The sequence below is a fragment of the Burkholderia glumae LMG 2196 = ATCC 33617 genome, from assembly GCF_000960995.1.
Taxonomy (GTDB): domain Bacteria; phylum Pseudomonadota; class Gammaproteobacteria; order Burkholderiales; family Burkholderiaceae; genus Burkholderia; species Burkholderia glumae.
This window is the reverse complement of record NZ_CP009433.1, coordinates 32392-53074: the sequence shown is the minus strand read 5'-3', so window position 1 is coordinate 53074 and position 20683 is coordinate 32392. Positions and strand designations below refer to the sequence as shown.

General features: G+C 60.9%; 16 protein-coding genes and 2 pseudogenes. 14 read left to right on the top strand and 4 right to left on the bottom strand.

Features of this window, described 5'->3' with window-relative positions:
- Window positions 1–26 precede the first annotated feature (26 nt).
- From KS03_RS00920 to KS03_RS32390, 3 genes and pseudogenes are all read right to left on the bottom strand, one after another.
- Window positions 27–1608: pseudogene (locus KS03_RS00920) on the bottom strand (methyl-accepting chemotaxis protein).
- A gap of 176 nt (window positions 1609–1784) precedes the next feature.
- The gene (locus KS03_RS00915) at window positions 1785–3482 is read right to left on the bottom strand and encodes a methyl-accepting chemotaxis protein (protein WP_012732723.1); all 1698 of its coding nucleotides are present in this window, start codon (window positions 3480–3482) and stop codon (window positions 1785–1787) included.
- Window positions 3483–3521: 39 nt separating this feature from the next.
- Entirely contained in the window at window positions 3522–3866 is a 345-nt protein-coding gene (locus KS03_RS32390; RefSeq protein WP_017432531.1) for a hypothetical protein, read from the bottom strand.
- 482 nt (window positions 3867–4348) lie between these two features.
- Here KS03_RS32390 and KS03_RS00905 point away from each other — a divergent pair, with 482 nt between their 5' ends.
- Complete coding sequence (locus tag KS03_RS00905; protein WP_012732724.1) at window positions 4349–5932, top strand: methyl-accepting chemotaxis protein; 1584 nt, start codon at window positions 4349–4351, stop codon at window positions 5930–5932.
- Window positions 5933–6054: 122 nt separating this feature from the next.
- Here the strand turns inward: KS03_RS00905 and KS03_RS00900 are convergent, their stop codons facing one another.
- Window positions 6055–7719, bottom strand: coding sequence for a site-specific integrase (locus KS03_RS00900; RefSeq protein WP_234038077.1), 1665 nt, complete (start codon window positions 7717–7719; stop codon window positions 6055–6057).
- Between the two features lie 131 nt (window positions 7720–7850).
- Here KS03_RS00900 and KS03_RS00895 point away from each other — a divergent pair, with 131 nt between their 5' ends.
- From KS03_RS00895 to KS03_RS00835, 13 genes and pseudogenes are all read left to right on the top strand, one after another.
- Entirely contained in the window at window positions 7851–9281 is a 1431-nt protein-coding gene (locus KS03_RS00895; protein WP_012732726.1) for an ISKra4-like element ISBugl3 family transposase, read from the top strand.
- A 194-nt stretch (window positions 9282–9475) separates the two neighbouring features.
- Window positions 9476–10522, top strand: coding sequence for an ABC-three component system protein (locus KS03_RS00890; protein WP_017432285.1), 1047 nt, complete (start codon window positions 9476–9478; stop codon window positions 10520–10522).
- Window positions 10519–11022, top strand: coding sequence for an ABC-three component system middle component 2 (locus KS03_RS00885; RefSeq protein ID WP_012732728.1), 504 nt, complete (start codon window positions 10519–10521; stop codon window positions 11020–11022). The genes KS03_RS00890 and KS03_RS00885 overlap by 4 nt, the downstream gene beginning before the upstream one ends.
- Entirely contained in the window at window positions 11007–12620 is a 1614-nt protein-coding gene (locus tag KS03_RS00880; protein ID WP_174484815.1) for a hypothetical protein, read from the top strand. Before KS03_RS00885 ends, KS03_RS00880 begins: the two co-directional genes overlap by 16 nt.
- 31 nt (window positions 12621–12651) lie before the next feature.
- Window positions 12652–13469 (top strand): IS5-like element ISBugl2 family transposase gene (locus KS03_RS29235; protein ID WP_085962346.1). Its coding sequence is split into 2 segments (ribosomal slippage): window positions 12652–13000 and window positions 13000–13469, totalling 819 coding nucleotides; the frame shifts between segments, so codons are not numbered across the junction.
- 124 nt (window positions 13470–13593) lie between these two features.
- Window positions 13594–14613, top strand: a complete 1020-nt coding sequence (locus tag KS03_RS00875) for an IS110 family RNA-guided transposase (RefSeq protein WP_012732730.1) — start codon at window positions 13594–13596, stop codon at window positions 14611–14613.
- A 296-nt stretch (window positions 14614–14909) separates the two neighbouring features.
- Window positions 14910–15245: a hypothetical protein gene (locus tag KS03_RS00870; protein WP_017432402.1), complete on the top strand. Its 336-nt coding sequence runs from the start codon at window positions 14910–14912 to the stop codon at window positions 15243–15245.
- 591 nt (window positions 15246–15836) lie between these two features.
- Window positions 15837–16694 carry a hypothetical protein gene (locus KS03_RS00865; RefSeq protein ID WP_017432401.1) on the top strand — a complete coding sequence of 286 codons (858 nt, stop codon included), beginning with the start codon at window positions 15837–15839 and terminating at the stop codon, window positions 16692–16694.
- Between the two features lie 2 nt (window positions 16695–16696).
- Window positions 16697–18001, top strand: coding sequence for a phosphoribosyltransferase-like protein (locus tag KS03_RS30750; RefSeq protein WP_127913915.1), 1305 nt, complete (start codon window positions 16697–16699; stop codon window positions 17999–18001).
- 127 nt (window positions 18002–18128) lie between these two features.
- A pseudogene (locus KS03_RS32535) lies at window positions 18129–18646 on the top strand (transposase); the annotation flags it as partial.
- 83 nt (window positions 18647–18729) lie between these two features.
- Window positions 18730–18957, top strand: coding sequence for a hypothetical protein (locus KS03_RS32140; protein WP_017432398.1), 228 nt, complete (start codon window positions 18730–18732; stop codon window positions 18955–18957).
- A 157-nt stretch (window positions 18958–19114) separates the two neighbouring features.
- A complete protein-coding gene (locus KS03_RS00840) occupies window positions 19115–20074 on the top strand; it encodes a DUF4268 domain-containing protein (RefSeq protein ID WP_012732731.1) in 960 nt (319 codons plus the stop codon).
- Between the two features lie 117 nt (window positions 20075–20191).
- The gene (locus KS03_RS00835) at window positions 20192–20659 is read left to right on the top strand and encodes a hypothetical protein (RefSeq protein WP_017432396.1); all 468 of its coding nucleotides are present in this window, start codon (window positions 20192–20194) and stop codon (window positions 20657–20659) included.
- Window positions 20660–20683: the final 24 nt, after the last annotated feature.

Genomic DNA, 20683 nt, shown 5'->3' with positions numbered 1-20683 from the left:
GTAACTGTCAGATCGGGTCGCGACTTCTACACGTTAGGCACGCTGGCGCGGCCCGCGGAGATGCGGAACACCGAGATCATGTCCTTCAAGCTAGACGACTGAGAGGACATCGATTGCGCAGCCGCGGCCGCCTCTTCCACCAGCGCCGCGTTTTGCTGCGTCACCTCATCCATTTGCGTGACCGCCTGATTCACCTGCTCGATACCCTTGCGCTGCTCTTGCGAAGCAGCGGAGATTTCCTCCATGAGGTCCGTAACTCGGGCCACGGCGCTGACCACTTCCTTCATCGTGGCCCCAGCCTCAGCTACCAGCGCTCCCCCCTTATTCACTCCGTCGACCCGACTCTGTAATCAGATCCTTGATCTCCTTGGCCGCCGCGGCACTGCGTTGCGCAAGCGTGCGCACCTCGCCCGCCACCACCGCGAATCCGCGGCCCTGCTCGCCGGCGCGCGCGGCCTCCACGGCCGCGTTGAGCGCAAGGATGTTGGTCTGGAATGCGATGCCTTCGATCGTGACGATGATGGACGACATGCGGCCCGCTCGCTCGCTGATTTCCTGCATTGTGTCCACGACTCGGCTCACGACCGTGCCGCCATGCTCGGCCACTTCGGAGGCGTTCTTCGCCACGCTGCTGCCTTGCTGCGCGTTGTCCGCGTTCTGCTTGACCGCCGAAGTCAGCTGCTCCATGCTCGCGGCGGTCTCTTCCAACGAGGCGGCCTGCTCCTCGGTGCGTTGGCTGAGATCGACGTTACCGGACGCGATTTCCGAGGACGCGGTCGCAATGCTGTCGGCGCTCTGCTGGATGTCGCCCACCATCCGGGCAAGCCGAGCGTTCATCTCCTTGAGCGCGGCAAGCAGCATGGCCGTCTCGTCCTTGCCGCTCACATCGATGTCCGAGGTGAGATCGCCTTGCGCGACAGTCTGCGCGACGGTGACAGCGCGGTTGAGCGGCCGGGTGATGGAGCGCGTGATCAGGATCGCAATGCCGATGCCGGCGGCCACCGCCACCGCCACCAGCATGACCGTGCCGCGCACCGCCGAGTGGTACGAAGTCAAGGCGGATGCGCTGGCTGAATCACTGCGTTCCCGACTCGCCTGTACCGCTGCCTCGACCACCTTCACGAAGCTCGCGAACTCGGTTGCACTTCCCCTGGTCGCCAGCGTCCGCATCTCAAGCGCATCGGTTTTGCCCGCTGCGACTGCCTCCTGCAATCGCTGATCGTTTTTCAGGAAAATCGCCCAGGCGGCTTCGATGTCCTGGGTGAGCCGTGCGCCGTCGGACGATTTCGCCAGCGACTTATAGCTGGCAAACAGGCTTTCGTACTGCCGCAGCGCCGTGTCGTGAGCCTCCCGCTGCGCGTTGCGCCCTTGCTGGTCGGCCTCAAGCAGGCCTCGCAGGGTCGCGCGCCGAACGGTATTGGCCGTCGCTCGGACATCGCTGAGCGTCTGAACAGTTGGCAGGATCTCGCCGGAGATTTCCTCGGTTTTCTGATACACCTTGCCGATCTGCCAGATCGCCATCGCGCCGATCACACACACGAGCCCGACTGAAATGGCGAAGCCAATCGCCAGCCGGCTGCCAATCTTAAGATTAACTAGAAAGGACATTACATTCTCCACATTAAAACGCAAGACATCGGAAAGACAAATGTAACTACGACGCCCGGGTGGCTTGCTGAAGAACGCTAGGTGTTTGTCCTTATTAGGGGTAACCCGCTCCCCGCGTTTGGTGTCGATCCAGAGAGCGGCGGCAACGAAAAGGCGATTGATCGCCTGCTCGCAGGTCAGGACGTGGCCCACTCGCCGCTTCCCGTCCTAGCCGCAGCCAGCCGGGGCTGCGCCGGCTCATAGCGGCGCTTCGCCTGCTTCGGCCCGACGCTAACGGACTGCTTCACCGGTGCAGCGAGCTCCGTCTGCGCCCTTGCATCGACCCGGAAGATGGACACCGTGGCCCGCAGGCTTTCCGCCTGATCCGCCATCGACTGCGCCGCGGCCGTGGCCTGCTCCACCAGCGCCGCGTTCTGCTGGGTGACCTCGTCCATCTGCGCCACGGCCGTGTTGATCTGTTCGATTCCCGTGCTTTGCTCCGCCGACGCCGACGCGATCTCGCCCATGATGTCGGTGACCCGCTGTACCGAACGGACGATCTCATCCATGGTCGCGCCAGCGCCGGCAACCAATTGCGAGCCGGCAGCCACGTGCGACGCCGACGTTTCGATCAGTGCCTTGATTTCCTTGGCCGCCACCGCACTGCGCTGCGCCAGGGTGCGCACTTCCCCTGCGACGACGGCAAAGCCGCGGCCCTGCTCGCCTGCGCGTGCTGCCTCGACCGCCGCGTTGAGTGCCAGAATATTGGTCTGGAAAGCGATCCCCTCGATCACGGAAATGATCTCGGTAACCTTGCGCGAGCTCGACGTGATGTCTTCCATGGTGCCCACCACTTGACGGACCACGTCACCGCCAGACGCAGCGGTCTGCGACGCCGTGACCGCGAGCGCGCTGCCCTGCCGGGCATTGTCAGTATTGTGCTTCACCGCCGAGGTCACTTCTTCCATGCTGGCAGACGTCTCTTCGAGCGATGCCGCCTGCTCTTCGGTGCGCTGCGAGAGAGCGACATTGCCCTGGGCAACCTCGTTGGCGGCAACCGAGATGGATTCGGCCGAGGTCTTGATGCCGTGCACGATCGACGTGAGCCTGGCGCGCATCGATTCCAGCGATGCCATGAGGCTGGTCGAATCGCTAGGCTTCAGGTGCAAATCCACCATCAGATTGCCATTGGCGATTTCCGCCGCCACGGACTGCGCGAAACCGGGTTCGCCGCCGAGCTGGCTCAGGATGCTGCGCGTAATGAGGATTGCGGTCACGGCTGCCAGAAGCAGCGAACCGGCAACGATGGCTGCGATCAGTACGCGAACGCTAGAGTACGTGCGCACCGCGTCATGTTGCGCTTGGTCGTTGAGCTGGTCCTCGAAATCGACCAGCTCGACCGCGTGTGCCAGCCAACTCTGTTGTAGCGGCCTGACGTTCTGCAGCAGTTCCCGAGTAGCGCCAGCCATATCATTCGACAAACCCAACTGAGTGGCCTTGCGCAATGCAGGCTGGGCCGCCGCTTCGTCCTGCTCGAGCTGGACGAGGAGCGTTTTCTCTCGCTGCGTCGTGCCGAGTTCGTCCGCAAGCGTCTTCGCCAGTGTCTGATAGGCGTCGGCGTAGATTTTCTCCTGCCTGCTAATGCGCTCCACCTCCTTGGCCGTTCCCTGCGCATCGGTAAGCAATGCCAAGTTTCTCACAGCAATAGCGCGGTCCAGTATCGATACGCGCAACCGGTTAGCCAGCTTCGCTTCGGTGTTGTTCACCGTGACAGCGTTCAGTTGCTCGTTCAACTGTGACAACCCGTAAAAACCGATCGCCGCAACTGCCAGCAACAATGCCATCAGCAACCCGAACCCGGTGATTAGGCGGGCGGATACAGTCATGTTTTTCATTGCGGCTCCCAGACCGTGCAGATTATCTTGTCAACTTGTTTACGTTCGCTTCCAAACTGGCTGAAGGGTTGGGGAGCCCCACTGATTGCATTCTCGTTGACCTTGATCAAGGTTCGCTGATCGTTCCCCCTCTGCGAGTTGTTCGAGGCGCTCCTGCGCATCCAGATATTGGTCGCTCGAAACAGCCCGCCAGTCGGCCTCGGAGGCACTCATCAGCCCCACTTTTGCCCGTCCCCCCTCCGCTCGCGCCTCGCTCTCCGAGATACAGTCGTGCCATTCGGCCGCGAGCGCGATCCCCGCGACGAGATCATCGATCTCGCGGTAGAACACGTCGGCCGAGGCGAACTCCACCAGCAGAGCGGCCTGTCCACCGCGAATGGGCATGCGCCGATACCGGGCGAGCAGCTTGGGCTTGGCCGCTTTCTCAGCGCGCCCGCCTGGCGCCTGGGTAGCTCGGCGCGAGCGCGTAATTCCGCACGCAGCAGAGTCGCGAGTCTTCGAGCGCCTTGCGCACCCAGTTGCTTGGTGGCCGCGGCGACTTCAGCGAGCCCCATGTTGGTCACGTCGGCGAGGAGCAGCACGAACATATCCTGCCGTACCGCAGCGCCGATATGCAGCCTCGTCTGGCATACGGAATCCCGATACACGCGCTATCGGATCGATCTTCCGCGTGCGAGATAAGTTAATCGTGCTTGAGACATCGTTTGCGCGTCTGTACTTTTGAAATCGCGAGATCAATTCGGCAACAAATACCTCCACACAATCCTAAACGAGTCAATTTTCCCGATTCTGCGACGCCAACATCACTTCAGCAACCAAAACAGTTGCCGTCATTGCACACAATTCACAAACCAATCGGGAACGCTATGAAAAAACTGACCGTAGGCCAGAAGCTCGCTGGTGCGTTCGGAATCGTCATACTGATTTCGCTGATCGGCAGCGCGATCTCCATCGTCAATTTCCTGCGCCTGAACGACGCCAACGGATGGAACATCCATAGTTATCGCGTGCTGCGAGCGAACGACGAGATGTTGGCCAACATGGTCAACATGGAGACGGGGGTACGCGGCTATGTGATCTCCGGGGACGACAAATTTCTCGATCCCTATCTGGCCGGCCAAGGCCAATTCGCCAAGGCGTACGAAGTCATCCGCGGCCTCACCTCGGACAACGCCGCCCAGCAACAGCGCCTGGAGGAACTGCTGCAGTTGCGCAACAAGGTGGGCAGCGTCGCCGAAAAGCTGATCGGGATGAGACGCGACGTCAACGCGGGAACCCAGCCGCTGAGCGCGCTCACGGATGAATTCAAGCTGAGCAAGGACAAGCAGTTCATGGATCGCTACCGTGCGGTGGCCGCCGACGTCGGCAGTGCCGAACAGGCCCTGCTGGACCAGCGCTCCGGCGAGGTTGCCACGATGACCACCGCCACCATGTTCACCTTGACGGCCGCCGGCCTGATCACGATCACTCTTGCGATTGTGTTGGGCATCGTCATTACGCGCGGCATCCTCCGGGCGCTGGGCGGCGAGCCCGCCGCGGCCGCGAGCGTGGCCAGCCGCATCGCGCAGGGCGACCTCTCGGTGGCGGCGCCGGTTCGCGACAAGGATCAAAGCAGCCTGATGGCGTCGCTGGAGGGCATGCGGCAGCAACTGAGGGGCATCGTCGCGGGCATCCAGTCGTCCGCCGAGTCGATCAAGTCAGCCGCGGGTGAAATCGCCCAAGGCAATCTGGACCTGTCGCAACGCACCGAAGAGCAAGCCGCCTCGCTGGAGGAAACCGCCGCGAGCATGGAGCAGTTGACCTCGACCGTCCGGCAGAACACCGATAGCGCGAAGCAGGCCAACATGCTCGCCACCAATGCGTGCGACGTGGCGGTGCGCGGCGGTAACGTCGTGGACCAGGTCGTCGAATCGATGAAGTCGATCTCGGAAAGCTCCGGCAAGGTATCGCAAATCATCACGGTAATCGAGGGCATTGCTTTCCAGACCAACATCCTGGCGCTCAACGCCGCGGTGGAAGCCGCGCGCGCGGGCGAACAGGGCCGAGGGTTTGCCGTCGTGGCGGGCGAGGTGCGCACGCTCGCCCAGCGCAGCGCCAGCGCCGCCAAGGAAATCAAAGATCTCATCGAACGCTCGGTAGATCACGTGGCAACTGGACGGGAGCAGGTCAATCGGGCGGGCGCCACCATGTCCGAGATCGTCAAGTCGGTGCGCCAGGTCACCGACATCATGGGCGAGATCGCCTCGGCATCCGACGAGCAGGGCACGGGCATCGAACAGGTCAACACCGCGGTCAGCCAGATGGACGCGGTGACCCAGCAAAACGCGGCCCTGGTGGAACAAGCCTCGGCCGCGGCGCAGGCCATGGCCGAACAGGCCGCCACGCTTCGTGACGCGGTGGCCTTCTTCCGGATCGCGACGGCCGACGGCAGAGGTGCGGCCTGGCAGTAAGCCGGCGCCGCTCGACGCAGTCGGCGACACCGGATACCGAGTAACGATTTCACGAAAAGGCGGCTGGCGCGGGTGCCGGTGGCCGTGCGGCGTTCATCCAGACTAGCCTGCCGGCCTCTCGCTTACTTGGCTCGGCGGGCAGCCAAGCGCGCATGATACTTCGCGCTCTCCTGGCGCATGCGCTGCTGCTCGGCGTTGACATAGATCGTGGTGGTTTGCAGCGAGCCATGGCCCAGCACCTGCTGCAGCACCTCGATCGCCATGCCGGCCGCAGCCGACTGCGTGCCGAACGTGTGCCGGAACGCGTGGGGCGAGGTCGCGGCCAGCTGCCGGCGGGCCGACTCCTCCCAATCCGGCAGTTGCTCGAGCAGGCGCCTGAGGGCCCGTGTCACGACCCGGCGCGCGGCGCGCGGGGTATAGCCGGCCGCGCGCGTCACCTCCCCCGCGTCGGTCACGCCAAACTTTTCCCGACTGGCAGGCGTGGGCGGCACCACCGTCGGCGCCACCAGCGGCACGCTGTCGGCCGCGGCGCCGGGCGCGTCCAGATCCAGGCCGCGGTCTTGCCAGTGCTCGCGCAATGCCGCCACGGTGTCCTCGGTCAACGGCACGATGCGCTCCTTGCTGCCCTTGCCGATCAAGCGCAGCATCCAGCTCGCGGGCGTCTCGTCCTCGGCAGGCCACCACTGCAGCCCGCCCCGCTCCACCGTCACGGCCTCCTCGATTCTCAGGCCCGCGTCGCCCATCAGCAGCACCAACGCACGCGCCACGCGCCAGTCCGGGCCCTGTGGCCCCAGGCCTTCGGCGCGCTCGGCGAGTTCCGCGCGCACCCGGCTCCACACGTCGATCGGTAGCGCCCGCTGCACCTGCAGCTTGGTCGCCCGCTTGACGGGCTTAGGGTCGGTCACGGCCACCCACGGGTTGCCAGCCAGGTAGCGCACCTTCACCAGCCAGTCGAATGCCGCGCGCAGCGTGCGCACCGCATAGCGCTGGCTGTCGAGCGACAGCGGCGTCAGGGCGAACGGGCGCCAGCGGCCCGAGGCACGGGAGGCCGGCGGCCCACGGAACGTGTCCGAGGGGTTGGCCAGAAACGCCTTGTAGGCTTCGCAGTCGTCGACCAGGATCGAGGACATCGGGCGGCCGCGCTCGAGCACGCACCACAGCACGAAGCGCTCGAGTTCGCGCCAGTACGCGCGCTGGGTGGCCGCCTGACCGTCGTAACGATGCAGGTACGCGAACACCGCGTCCAGGTCGTGGGCGGCCGAGATGTAGGGAAACGCCGGTGCGCGGTTGGCGCCCCGGGCGCCGGCGAGCTCGTGCGGCACCACCAGGCGGTGGATCGGCACCAGCTGGCCCCGACGCAGCGCGACGCGCGTCTCGGGCGCGGCCAGCAACGGATCGACCCCATCGACATCGGCGTCCACTGTCTGGCCGATCGTCTCGGCGTGCCGGCGCAACCAGGCCACTAGCGCCCGCGCCCGACCGACGCCGATGCGCGGTACCGAGCGCCACCAGGCGCCGCCTCGGCGGTTGCAGTACGCGACGAGCTCGCCCACCGTGGCCACGCCGACCTCGGCCAGGCGCTGTGCGACCAGCGGCCGGAACCAGCGCGCGACGGCGTGATTCGCCGCCGGCGCGGCCTTGGCCCAGCTGCCGGCCGCCAGCTCGATCATCTGCAGCGACACGGGGGTCAGGCGCGGCTCGCCGTACTTGCGGATCGACGCCTGCAGGTGCTCGACCAGAACGGGCGAGCCCTCGCGCAGCGCGATCGACACCAAGTCATCGCGCATGGTGCGCAGCAGACGCTCGACGTCCAGCACCTCGTGTTGAGGTCCGCTAATTCTGGGAGTGGAACAAAGCTGGGGGAGTGCTCTGCAGTCTGATACGCTGGCCTCGTCGAAGCAACAAATTGGGGGCAAGAATGTCGCCTATTCAATGGGAGGTTGAGCTACGCAGAGTTGATGGCGGCGGCGAATGCCAGGTCGTTGGCCTCGGCAAGTTGAGGCGGCCTGACGCGTCCCGCGCGACAGTCTCCGACTTTGGTATCTCGCTTGCAGAGGCCCGCGCATTGCTCGGCGTGCTGCAGCAGGCGGTGACTCAACAGCAGGTTCTCGCGTATGACGCAGCCAAACGCAGGTGTCCTCACTGCGGACGTTTTCGCCGAATCAAGGACTGGCGTTCCCGCGTGTTTGTTACAGCATTGGGCGTGGTCCACATACGAGTTCCGCGCGTAGTCGCTTGCATGTGCTTGCCAGAACCTCTGGACGAAAACGGCGATATCGCACCATTCCGCGAGTCGGTCTGCCCGATCGCAAAATTTTTGCCGGCGCGCATTACGCCTGAGGTCTCGTACCTGTGCGCGCGTGATGGCGCCCAGATGCCCTATCGTTCAGCTGCAAAGCACATTGGCGAGTTGTGTGGCATACCCAAGCTGTCGCACATGTGCGTTCGGCGGCAGACGATTGGTGTGGGTCAGGATATCGAAGACCGGGAGGTCGAAGCAGGGTGGCTTGCGGCCACCCATACCTCTCGCAGCGCCGACCGACTGGGGTTGGCGATAGACAGTACGGTCGTAACAGGCAATGCGTTGGAGGAAACCACCAAGATCGAAGTCGTTGCCGGGCGCATCATTCGAGACGGACACTGCGGTCGACGCTTCGCCTGCGTCACGTTACGCCGTAGCCTCACGTCCATGCTTGTCGCCGCAGCGCTGAAGAACAGCGGTTGGCATGCCGGAACCGAAGTGGATGTCGTGAACGACGGCGCACAGGGCATGCGCTCCCTGGTCACCGATGTGGTACCGCACGTTGCAACACCAATGCTCGACTGGTTTCACTTGGCCATGAAGCTGCATGCGGTAAAGACGTCGCTGTTCGCGAGCACGTTCGAGCCCGCACCCGCTATCCTACAAAGATGCCGAAGACTCTGGGCGAAGATTCGTGACGCGCTGTGGCGCGGGCGAGCGGCGCTCGGTATCGAACTCACGCGTACGCTCGAGGCTTCGCTCGCGGAGGCCGCACCGTTGATGAAGCCGTTCTATGCGAGCACCACCATGACTGCGGTAGGGGCGACCCTGCGGCTACGTGCGTTTCTCGAGAACAATGCGCCGATCCTGGTTGACTACGCGAAAGCGAGGCAGCAGGGGCGTCGCATCTCGACCGCGCCGGCGGAATCTGTCATGAATCACGTCGTCAACCGGCGCATGTCGAAACGCCAGCAGATGCGGTGGTCAGTCAAGGGCGCGCATCTCTTGCTGCAGACCCGCGTCAGCTTGCTCGACGGCTGCTTGCTGGGGCACTTCAAGCTGCATTTCCCGCACTTTCGCTCCCCGGAGTTCTCGACCGGCGCGTGACACGACGCATGCCTCCCCCAACTTTGTTCCACTCCCAGAATTAGCGGACCTCAACAAATCCGGCCGTGCCCTGCTCGCCTAGGTAGTTGAACCGGGGTGCAGGCGTGCGGGGTCGGCATGAAAATGTGCATCGCGTGTGCCGCAACCCCTTCGTGACAGCGATAATTCAGCACTCAGGTTTTTTCTGCGACCACATGTCGACGCTCCGCCCGAACCAGCTCGTCATCAAAGCCGGGGCATTGCCGCCTTCCCTGATGGTTCGTCATTTCAAACCGGACGAGTGGGAGGAATTCATCGAGCGCAGTGCGTTGCAGTGGGAGGTCAATGGCCACAAGTATCATCAGGTCAAGCGCTTCGGCGGACCAGGCGACGCAGGCCGGGACGTCGAGGCGCGACTTACGGGTGCACTGACCGCAGATCAGTGGGACCTTTTTCAGGCTAAGCACTACAAGGCGCCGCTTACCCCTGGCGAGTTCTTCCCGGAACTTGCCAAATTCTTTCGTCATCTCGCGGCAGGTACCTACCCGCCGCCGCGCCGGTACTTTGTGTGTTCTCCTCAGAATGCCGGTCCCGACCTGCACGATCTGATAGCCAGCCCGGCGAAGCTCAAGCAGCGGTTTCTGACCGACTGGGCGGCTGGCAAGACAGGCATGAAAAATTTGGTGAGCGGTCTGACCCCTGGGGTTCGGGCGGTTATCGACGCATTCGATTTCGCGCGGATCGAGGAATGTCTGCTGCGGGACCTGCTGGCGTGGCACGCGATCGATCATGTCACCCACTGCAGGATCTTTCATATCGAGGCCGAACGCGGGGACGACCCTACGATGCCGGTGTTGCCGACCGAGGACGAACTGATCTATGTCGAGGAGCTTGTTGCGGTGTACTCGGAACAGGGTAGTGCTGCTCGCACGGTAGAAGAGGTTATGCGGACAGCGTATGCCGATCATTTCACCGACTGCCGAGTGGAGTTTTATTGTGCAGAAGGCCTGAAGCGGTTCAGTCGAGACCTGTTTGAACACGACGAGTTCGCGAAGTTGCTTGACATGGTGCTGAAGGGCGTTCGCACCGCCGTATCTAGTCCGCGGCATAGCGTCGGTCTGGACCGGCTGGACGCGGCGGTGAATCGTGCCTCGTCCCTCACGCTGACGGATAGTGCATTGCACGGACGGTTGCGCGGCGGAGATCTTCCCGGCACCTGCCATCATCTGGTGAACGAAAAGAAACTGAGGTGGATCAAATGACGCGTGCAGACGTGACGCGTGTATTCAACTCGCCGTTTGAGCTTGGCTTTCGCATGGTCTATCTGCTCAGCGCCTTACGCCCGGCGGGCGTGGATCTGCAGAAACTCATCCTGCTCGACTATGCCGTGGTGTATTCGGGGGACCTGGGCGGACCGGAAAGCCTGCATACTCCGGTTCCCTACCGCGGCAGCGAATTGTTGAGCCGACGCACGCTCATCGAACAGGGGTTGCATCTGATGAGCACTCGCGGGCTCGTCACTGCGCGGATGGACGAAGAAGGGATCACATATATCGCCGGCCCAACGGCCCTGTCACTCGTAGGCTCCGTCACGGCACCGTATTTCATGCGCCTTCACCAACGTTGCGAATGGGCGGCCAGGCGCTTTGGCCAAACCGGTACGGATGCGCTGACCCGGGAATTCACCGAGCAGGGCCATCGCTGGGGCGCGGAGCTTGAAGGATTCACACTTGAACGGAGCGGGCAGTGGCGATTCGATTGATATGGCTGGCGGCATCAGGACCTGACCGGCCTGCCGCCGGGATTGAGTTTGCGCCTCTGCACTGCCTTATTCGCGGTCCGAGTGATACCGGTAAGTCATACATCCGTGACTGCCTGTGGTACCTGCTCGGAGGTGAAAAGACACCGAAGAAGGTGCCCGAAGACGATGGCTACGAGTTGCTGGAACTTGAGTTCTCTTACGGCACCGACACCTACATCGTGCGGCGCGCGCTGCGCGGCGGAGGGGCCCATATCTTCCGTAGCGCGCGTGCGATGGAAGGGGCGAGCGGTGCTTCCGCAGACGCTCAATCAGCAGGAGACAAGCAGGCACTGATGGATGCTCCTGAAGGCATGACGCCTGTCGAGGTTGACCTGTCGCAACTCGTTGTTGAATTGTCGGGGGCAGCGGGAAAGCAGATCTTGAGATCGAAAAGCAAACGGGGACCTGTCACGGGTTCGGACATTCGGCACTGGTTCATGCTCTCCCAGCCGACGGTGATCAGTGAAGACCCGACAAGCGGAGCCAGCCACAGCGAGCGCCCGCAGCGCATGGCCGCGTTCCACCTTTTTCTGACTGGAGATGACGATTCGGCTGTTGCGCTCGCCAAGTCCCAGGCAGAAAAGGACCGTCTTTTCGGGCAGCTTACCTCCGCCCAAGATGCGCTCAGTCGGGTCATGACAGGCATCGACCTCGACGCCACGCGTGTCAATGTCGAGGGCGCGATCGAACGGGTGGACGAGGCGCTGTCGGAGCTCAGCCGACAATACGACGCGCGCGCCGCGCAGTTGCGTGGCGTTCGCGGCCAGATCGTCGAATCAACTGATGCATTACGCAAGCATGCCACGCGAGCAAACCATTCCCAGGCGATGCTTGACCGGTTCGAGCTGCTTGATCAGAAGTATGTGAGCGACCTCGAACGCCTCGGCGCGCTCGACGAGGGCGTTGCCCACTTTGCTGCGCTTGACGCTGTGCCTTGTCCGCTTTGCTCCACGCCGATCGAGCTTCATGTCGCACCCACCGATCTTGGGAAGCGGGCACCGGGCAGCTACCGGAAGGCGGTCGCAGCAGAGTCTCAGAAAATCGCCGGACTTCGCGCGGGTTTGTTGCATTCGATCGCGATCGAGCAACGACGTTTCGCGGATGCAACCGAGCAGGCAAACCTGATCAGGGGGCGGCTTCGCGAGCTTGAGAAGGAAGAGGCAAGACGGATTAGCGGCACGCGCGTGGAATTCCAGGCCGATCCGAAGGAGCTCGCCGTGCGCCGCAGTGAGCTGGCCGCGCAGTTGGGTGCCTTCGATGAAAAGGAGCGACTTGAAGCCGAAATCGAGCGATTGAAGAAACTGCGCGTTTCCCGGGCGGCCCCGATCACTCGAGAGGCCGGCGAGCCGGCAAAGGCCGTAGCCGGCGTTGTAAAGTCGATGCTCGTCGACTGGGGGTTCGATGACGTTCACCAAGTGACGCTGGATACAGGGGAGTGCGACCTCGTCATCAATGATCGCCCTCGACTGAGCTATGGTGCTGGCAAGCGAGGCATTTTCCTTAGAGGCCAGTTCAAAAACTCCCGAGAGGGGCTGTTTACTTCCTCGGCAAGCTGTTAACCTTGGGCATCAGAACAACGGAAGTCCAAGGATGGAAGCGCCAATCATTGACGACGAACTGTGGATACTGATCGAACCATTGCTGCCACCTGCGAAGCTTCGAGCGAAGAGCGATCCTGGTCGCCCGCGCGTGTCCGACCGTGCGGCTCTCAACGGCATCCTGTTCGTGTTCAAAACGGGAATTCGTTGGAACCACTTGCCGACTCGTCTGGGCTTTGGCTCGGGCGCCACATGCTGGCGGCGATTGAGCGACTGGCAAAAGGCTGGTGTATGGGACCAACTGCACGAGTTGCTACTCGACAAGTTGCGTGCGGCCGGCCAAATCGATCTGTCATACGCTGCGGTCGATTCGTCGTCCGTGCGCGCCGTTGGGGCGGGCGAAAAACTGGCCCGAACCCCACCGATCGCGCGCGACCCGGTTCCAAGCACCACGTCCTCGTAGACGCCAACGGCGTTCCTCTCGTTGCGATCCTGACTGGCGCGAACACCAACGACGTCACGCAGTTGCTGCCGCTCGTTGATGCGATTCCACCCATTCGCGGCGTTCGTGGCCGACCGCTTCAGAAGCCCGGCGTCGTCTACGCCGATCGCGGCTACGATTCCACCCGACATCGTCGCGCGTTGCGCGAACGCGGTATCAAGCCGGTGATCGCCAAGCGCCGGACCGAGCATGGCAGTGGTCTGGGCAAGTATCGTTGGGTGGTCGAACGTACGCATTCCTGGCTCCACAATTTCCGTCGCCTACGCACTCGCTTCGAGCGACGTGCCTACATTCACGAAGCATTCCTCAAACTTGGCTGCTCGCTCATCTGTTGGAACATCTTCAGACGAGCTGAGCAGGGTTTTTGAACTAATGATATGAACGCGTCCCACCCCTGAATGTAGCGCAAAGGAAGGTGGATCCCGCGGGCCAACGGCATCGATGTGCCCAGGTGGAAAATGCACGCATTTCCCGGCAACCGGAGGATCCGAAATGAATGCTACGCCTGTTGGAATCGACATTGCAAAAAGTGTCTTTCAAGTGCACTACGTCGCCCCGGAAACCGGCGAAATCGTGAACAAGCAGATCAAGCGCTCGCAGTTTCTCGAATATTTCGCAAATCGTGCGCCGTGCATGATCGGGATGGAAGCGTGCGGTAGCGCCTATCACTGGGCAAGACAGCTGATGCAGATGGGACATCAGGTTAAGTTGATGCCAGCGAAGTTTGTGAAGGCATTCAACGTTGGCAACAAAAACGATGCGATGGACGCGCAAGCGATCTGGCTGGCAGTCCAGCAGCCACGGAAGGCGGTGGCGGTAAAAAGCGAAATGCAGCAGGCGGTGCTGATGATGCATCGTCAGCGGGAACAACTGGTGAAGTTCCGTACGATGCAGATCAACGGCTTGCGCGGGATGTTGGCCGAGTTCGGCGAGGTGATGGGTAAAGGCCGCACCGCGATGATCAAAGCAGTCCAGGACGCCCTCGCGCGTGCCGAAGCGCGGCTGCCGAAACTGCTGATCGATACACTGCGCGAGCAGTGGGCGCGGGTCAATAAGCTGGATGAGGAAATCGCGACGATCGAGCGGCGGTTGCGCGAATGGAAGAAGGACGACAAGGCGGTACAGGCGGTTATCGAGATTCCGGGCGTTGGCCTGCTGACGGCGACGGCAGCAGTCGCGATGATGGGTGATCCGAAAGCATTCAAGTCTGGGCGCGAGTTCGCGGCATGGGCCGGATTAGTGCCGAAGCAGACTGGCACCGGCGGCAAGGTGAGCCTCCACGGGATCAGCAAGCGCGGCGACACCTACCTGCGCACTTTGCTGATCCACGGCGCTCGATCTGTACTGACGAATGCGAAGGAGCCTGGTCCGTGGGTTGAGGGCATGAAGAAGCGGCGACCATCGAACGTGGTAGTGGTTGCGTTGGCAAACAAGATGGCGCGGACGATCTGGACGGTGCTCGCCCATGACAGGCCGTACAGGAAAGATCACGTGAGCGTGAAGCCGGCATAACCGTGGTCGCACGGCTTGTAAGATTAACGTTTAACACAGGGTGAACGTCGAAAGGTTGCGTTGGCAATCGTGTGAGATGACAAGACAGGTCGGACCGGGACTCGCAAAACCTGGTAAGAGGCATGAGCTTCGAGCTCGTTGAACTAATGAGGTGCGAGTCAGCGGATTTCATAGGGGCCCGCAGCGGAACGTCGGCTGCAACAAGGCCGAATACATAGCTGCAACCCATTCTGTCGAAGTCGGAACACCTGAAAACTTGCGCAAAGGGACGCGTTCATACATGGCCTCTTACTGCGTTGACCATCGGTCTGATGGCGTATGCGCTGGAGCAAGGAAATCCTCATTTAGGCCTGGTCGTGATCGATTCGCCGCTGAAAGCGTACGCCGATCCGGACTCCGGAGAGGATCGGTCGCTGGCTACCCAAACACTGACGGACAAATTTTACGCGTGGCTGTCGACCTGGAGTGGACCGGGGCAAATTATTGTCGCCGAGAATGAGAAGATCCAGGCCACCACGGCTGGCGTGCTCCAGCCCGTGGAGTTTACCCGGCGCAATGACTCGGGAAGGGCGGGATTCTATTTGAAAAGCGTCACGTCAATGCTGGTGGGAGATGATAGTGAGTCGGCGTAGGGGATGGAAATTGACAAAAATCTTCCGATTCCGATCGGAAAACCTTGTTAGCCAGAAGCACTCTTAAAGGGGAGCGGATCCTCAATTAAGGGTCGAATCAAATTAAAGGTTCCACCCTCGGGTGCTCGGTGTAAGTACCGGGCTTATGCGGCGGGCGCCTGAACAGAGGAAAGTTGGTGAAAACGGGGATCATGTTGGTGCCTCGGCGGTACTATAGATCCTCCTCGGGAGCAGCGCGGGCACGGGGGGCAGCGGAGGGCCCCAGCGAGCGCTGGCAACGCGACAACCGGCGTACGTTTTTGACACGTGGCTTCCACGCTAGGGAAACTTGCGCTAGAATCAACCTGTGCTTGATTCGAGTGCCACTGCTGACAGGCTTTCAGAGCACCGAATTGTAGGGCGGGTGTAGATGGCTGTTATGTCTCACCTCAAGCAGGAGCGGATTGGCCCTCACCAGACGTCCGCTGGCGTACAGGCAATTCCTAGGTTCTTGCCGTGCGTGATTCTCGAATACTGGCTACCAATCCTTAGGCATCTTGGATAGCTCAAAAGCCCCTTCGTAGAAGGGGCTTTTTCATATGCGCGGCCACTATGCTTCCGGACAACCTTAAAGACGCTATTCTGAGCCACGTCGGTGGCCGAACCGAGATCCTCGGAAGTCAACTCGGCTATTTCATTCGCCGAACTGCGCCCGATTGGAGTCTGAAAGACGACTACGGTTCTCTGCGAGAGTTCGTGGAGTCCGAGTTGAGTGATGTTTTGATCCACGTCGGGAAGCAAGGCGGCGATGACATCTACCGGATGCATCGCGCTGACGAACCAGGCTTGGCTCGCCTTACTGGCGATGACCGGACGCTTTGGTCTCTGTTCAACAACCCACAGCGAGAGGGGCGAATCTTTGTCCGGCCCGATGGTCTGTGGGTTGTGCGAAACGGAAGCGCAGCACCTGACGATGGGCGAGAGTTGGTGCGCATAGCAGAAGAAGAATACAGGACGTTGCTTGTCTCCTTGGCAGAGCAGATCCCAATCGACCTGCGCGATCGCTTTAGCGAGATTCTATCTTCGAGTGACAAGACACCGTGGTCGGAAGTCTTGAACTTACTTCGGAAATCCGGGTACAGTCGCGTTGGCAAGGAGCTTGAGCGCAAACGGATTGAGTACGTGTTTAGTGAGTTCAGGAGGCGTCTCGGCGGACTAGGATTGACGCCGCAGCAAATTGACGACCATGAGGCGACCCTCAATGCTTCGAATGGCCGGGGTCACCTTTCTGACAGAAACACTAGGACTCACCTGCAGTCAGTTCTGAGCGTTGATAGTCGGTATCCCACCGACGAGAAGTTGCTGCGCGAGATTGCAAAGAAGGCGATTGATGAGATGTCTGCAGAGCAAATTCGGCAGCTCAATCTGCCTTTGGGCCATGTTTGGGACGCACTTCTCGTGAGCCGGTAACAATGCGGTTCATTTTTGTCGGTTCGCCGGCGGACACCGCAGCGGTCGAACAGCGTCTTGACGCGATCGTTGGAAGTGACTGGCGGGTGCGAGGTGATCTGCATATCGTCACGCTTGATGACTGCCGCAACCCCCTTGCGGTTCGTGCGCGACTCAAGGATGTGCTGCGCCCTGCAAAAGAAAGTCATGTGTACCTTTTGCGCCCAGAAATTTCGTTCGAGCGGGCGGGCTTGCCTCAGCCAATGATTGTGGCGCGACCGGGAAAGCGTAGTGTGTTCTTGAAGAACGAACTGCGCCCGATATTGAGGCGGATTGGTGCCGACTGGTTCCATCGAATGGAACTGCTGCTCGAAGACTGGGACTTCCCAGAAGCTGATGAAGTTAAGCACGAGGGTTGGGCTGGGAAGCGGCTAGACATCTGGCTTAGGCAATTCGACCGAGTGGCGAAACGTAATGCGCGATGGGTCGGTGAGGGACTCGTGCGATCCTTTGAATTAATTGCCCGTGAACGGCTGGTGAGGTTGTTTCAGGGTGATCATTCGGATAGCATAATTTGCGTTATGCGCTACGAAAACGGGAAGAGTGCTGATGCGCTGAGTGGCCTCATTAAAAAGGCGGTGCTTAAAAATGCTGGCACGGTCGAGAATTTCAACGAGGTCGTTAGGCGGGAGGCTCCCGTTGGCGGCAAGATAGTGGTATATGAAGATGGTTTGTTTTCGGGAACCGAATGGGTTGGGATCTTCAAGAGTTTTCTCGGCTGCGCTGATGCCGGTAGCGAGAAATTTCCAAGCCTGAAGAATCCGGACTCGTTAAAGAGAATGCAGATCGAGTTGCGCTTCGCGATCGCGACCAATGTCGGTGTTGCCGTATTACGCAGCGAACTCGATGCGCTCGGTCTCACAAACGTGGTCCTGAAATGTCTCGAAGAGGAAATCGATGTCCTCAGTGAGGAGGGGCGTCGGCGGTTGGCCGAGAAAACTCTCCTTACAGGAGGTGGTTTGCGCCGCGCTGACATTCAGCCGAGAGTTTTCCAGACTGAGGTTTGGGGTGTCCGTGCGAACGAAGCAATGGCAGTGTGCGAGGTAATTGGACGGGCACTGTGGTCGAGCTATTGGACCCGCAAGGAAAAAGTTATAACCGAGGACAAACTTAACCAAGTAGCTCTCGGTGCGAGCAATATGGGTTTCGCGATGACGTTTGCACATTCGTTGCCGAAAGTGTCGCTCCCGGTTTTTTGGTGTGCGGGGGAAGTAACTGTCACTGGGCATCAAATCCAATGGATGCCGCTATTTCCCAACGCTGCCTAAGTTGCAATCTGCAATTGCTATCGCCCCCCGCTTAGAATTTTTCTGATATTCGGGGTTAGATGGGTAATCCCCCCGAAAAACCGGAGTGATCAGAAGTAGAATTTTCTCATTGAGGGAGTTCTACGGAATGAAGAAGTCGAGATTCACGGACAGCCAGATCATGGACGCGCTGAAGCGGGTGGAGGCAGGACTGGCGGTACCGGACCTGTGTCGAGAGTTGGGCATCAGCACGGCAACGTTCTACAAATGGCGCTCGAAGTACGGCGGCATGGACGTTTCGCTGATCGCGCGGATGAAGGAGCTGGAGGCCGAGAACGCTCGGCTGCGCAAGATGTACGTCGAGGAGAAGATCAAGGCTGAGATCGTGGCGGAGGCGCTCGCAAAAAAAGATTGAGGCCATCATGCCGGCGTGAGATGGCCATGCATGCGGTGTCTAGCCGAGACATATCGATCCGGCTGGCATGTGAGGCGTTTGGGATCAGCCAGGCCTGCTATCGGCACGTCGGTCGGCGCAGCGCCGAGAACGACGAGATGGCGAACTGGCTGCTGCGTTTGACGGACAGCCACCGGAACTGGGGCTTCGGACTGTGCTTCCTGTATCTGCGCAACGTGAAGGGCTTCGGCTGGAATCACAAGCGGGAGTATCCGCCGGCTTCGTCGCCGGCGCTCGATCGGAAAGACGCGCGCAATAGTCGCCTGCGCGATCGCTCGGACGCCGCCCTCCGCTGATGGAGGCGAGTCTCGTTGAGGCGCCGCCGCCAGAGCACGCCCCGGAGGCCACGGCCGAGCGCGTCCTCGCGCGCGTCGAGCGAGCCGGGCGCGACGTGCCGGCCGGCGTGGCACGCACGCCGACCAGCGGCGGTCAAACCGTGCTGCAGGTTTCTTTCGAGAACAATGATGCCTTCGATCGGCACATCGACGGTCTGTTGGTCGCGATCGCGCCGACACCCGAGTAATATCACCGCGTGTCGCGAACCAGGTGTGTGGCCCCTCATCGTTTCCGGCGAGCGCTGTCGCAGGTAAGCCGCGACAACAGAGTTATCGTCCGCCTGGGCGCCTTTCCCCGCGCAGTACAATCCGCGAATTCTCTCCTCTGATCTCGAGTGACCACGCATGGAATTTGGAAAGATAATCAATGTGCCGTTGCGCAATGTGTGGAGCGGGGAAGCAACCGATTTCACGCCTTGGCTCGCCGATAATCTCAAGGTGCTCGATTCGCCGTTGGGTATGGATCTCGTCCTGCATTCGCGTGAAGTGAGCGCCGGCGATTTCAGCGCAGATATCGTCGCGCTCGACATTTCGACGAACCGTAGGATCGTGATCGAAAACCAGTTTGGCGCGACCGATCATCGTCATCTCGGCCAGATCATTACCTATGCGTCGGCGCTGAACGCGAATGCGGTCGTGTGGTTGGCTGAACGCGTCCGGGCCGAGCATAAGGCCGCTATCGACTTCCTGAACGTGAACCTCAAGGAGTCTTTGCAGCTGTTTGCGATTGAAGCGTCGCTGATCAAGATCGACGACTCCCGACCGGCGTTGAACTTCTTAATCGTGTGCGCACCAACCGAATCACCGATTGCTGAGGCGGTCGATTCAGGCGAAGTCAGCGATCTAAAGAGGCGGTACCAAACTTTCTTCCAGGGCTTGCTTGACGAACTACGGGAAAAGCACGCGTTCACGAATGCGAGGCTGGGTCAGCCTCAGAACTGGTATTCCTTCTCGTCGGAAAACAGCCGGGTCTACAAATACTCCGTCAACTTCACGAACGACAGCCGTGTGAAGGCAGAGATCTACATCGACACGCAGGACAAGGCACAAAACGAGGCGATCTTCGATGTTCTCCTTCAGCAGAAGGAGGAGATCGAGCGTCAGTTTGGTGAGCGGCTCCATTGGGAGCGGCTCGACACGCGACGCGCCTGCCGAATTGCGGTGTACCGGGATGGCTCGATCGACGCCGAAACAGGGGAACTGCTCAGCATCACTCACTGGCTTGTGGCGAAGTTGCTCAAGCTGCGGGAGGTCTTTCCGAAATTTATTTCAGCAGCTGTACGATCGAGCAAGCCGAAAATGTAACGCCCGACGTGGCCGACTGCTGGGTATAGATGGAATTGCCAGCAGCGCGGATCACGAGATCTCGCTGCGTAACGATCAACCGATCCACACGCTCATCCATTATTTCGAGGCGCAACGATGAACCTGAAAGCAGTCGAACGACCAATCCTGACCACGGGCCTCACGACGGGTACGCTGTGCCGTGCGTTCGTCGTGTTGCCGGGTGTCCTGCGCCGATCGCCGGGCTCGTTCGACGAACGAACCGTGTTTTTTGAAGTGCCGCGTGGCAAAGACGAGGCCGCCCACCTTGAAGAGTTGCTGGCGCACGTCTGGTGCGTCGACACCCGAGGCTGGGCTGAGGATGGCGCCATCTACAACATCTACAGCGCCGCCGAACTCTACGCGGACAAAACGGATCCGGCCGTCGATCTGCGGCTGCTCGACATCGGCGGTGGCCCCGATGGTGTCGGACCGACAAAGGCGTACTACGCCCGAACGCCCGACGTGGATCTGTTCGTGACGCCGCGCGTCGCTGCACGCCTGCGCGAGCTGCTTGCGATTGTGGACTCGTTTTACAAGAAGGCTGGCCATACGCCGGCCGACTGAACGAGCGTTCGTCCAGTTGTCGTT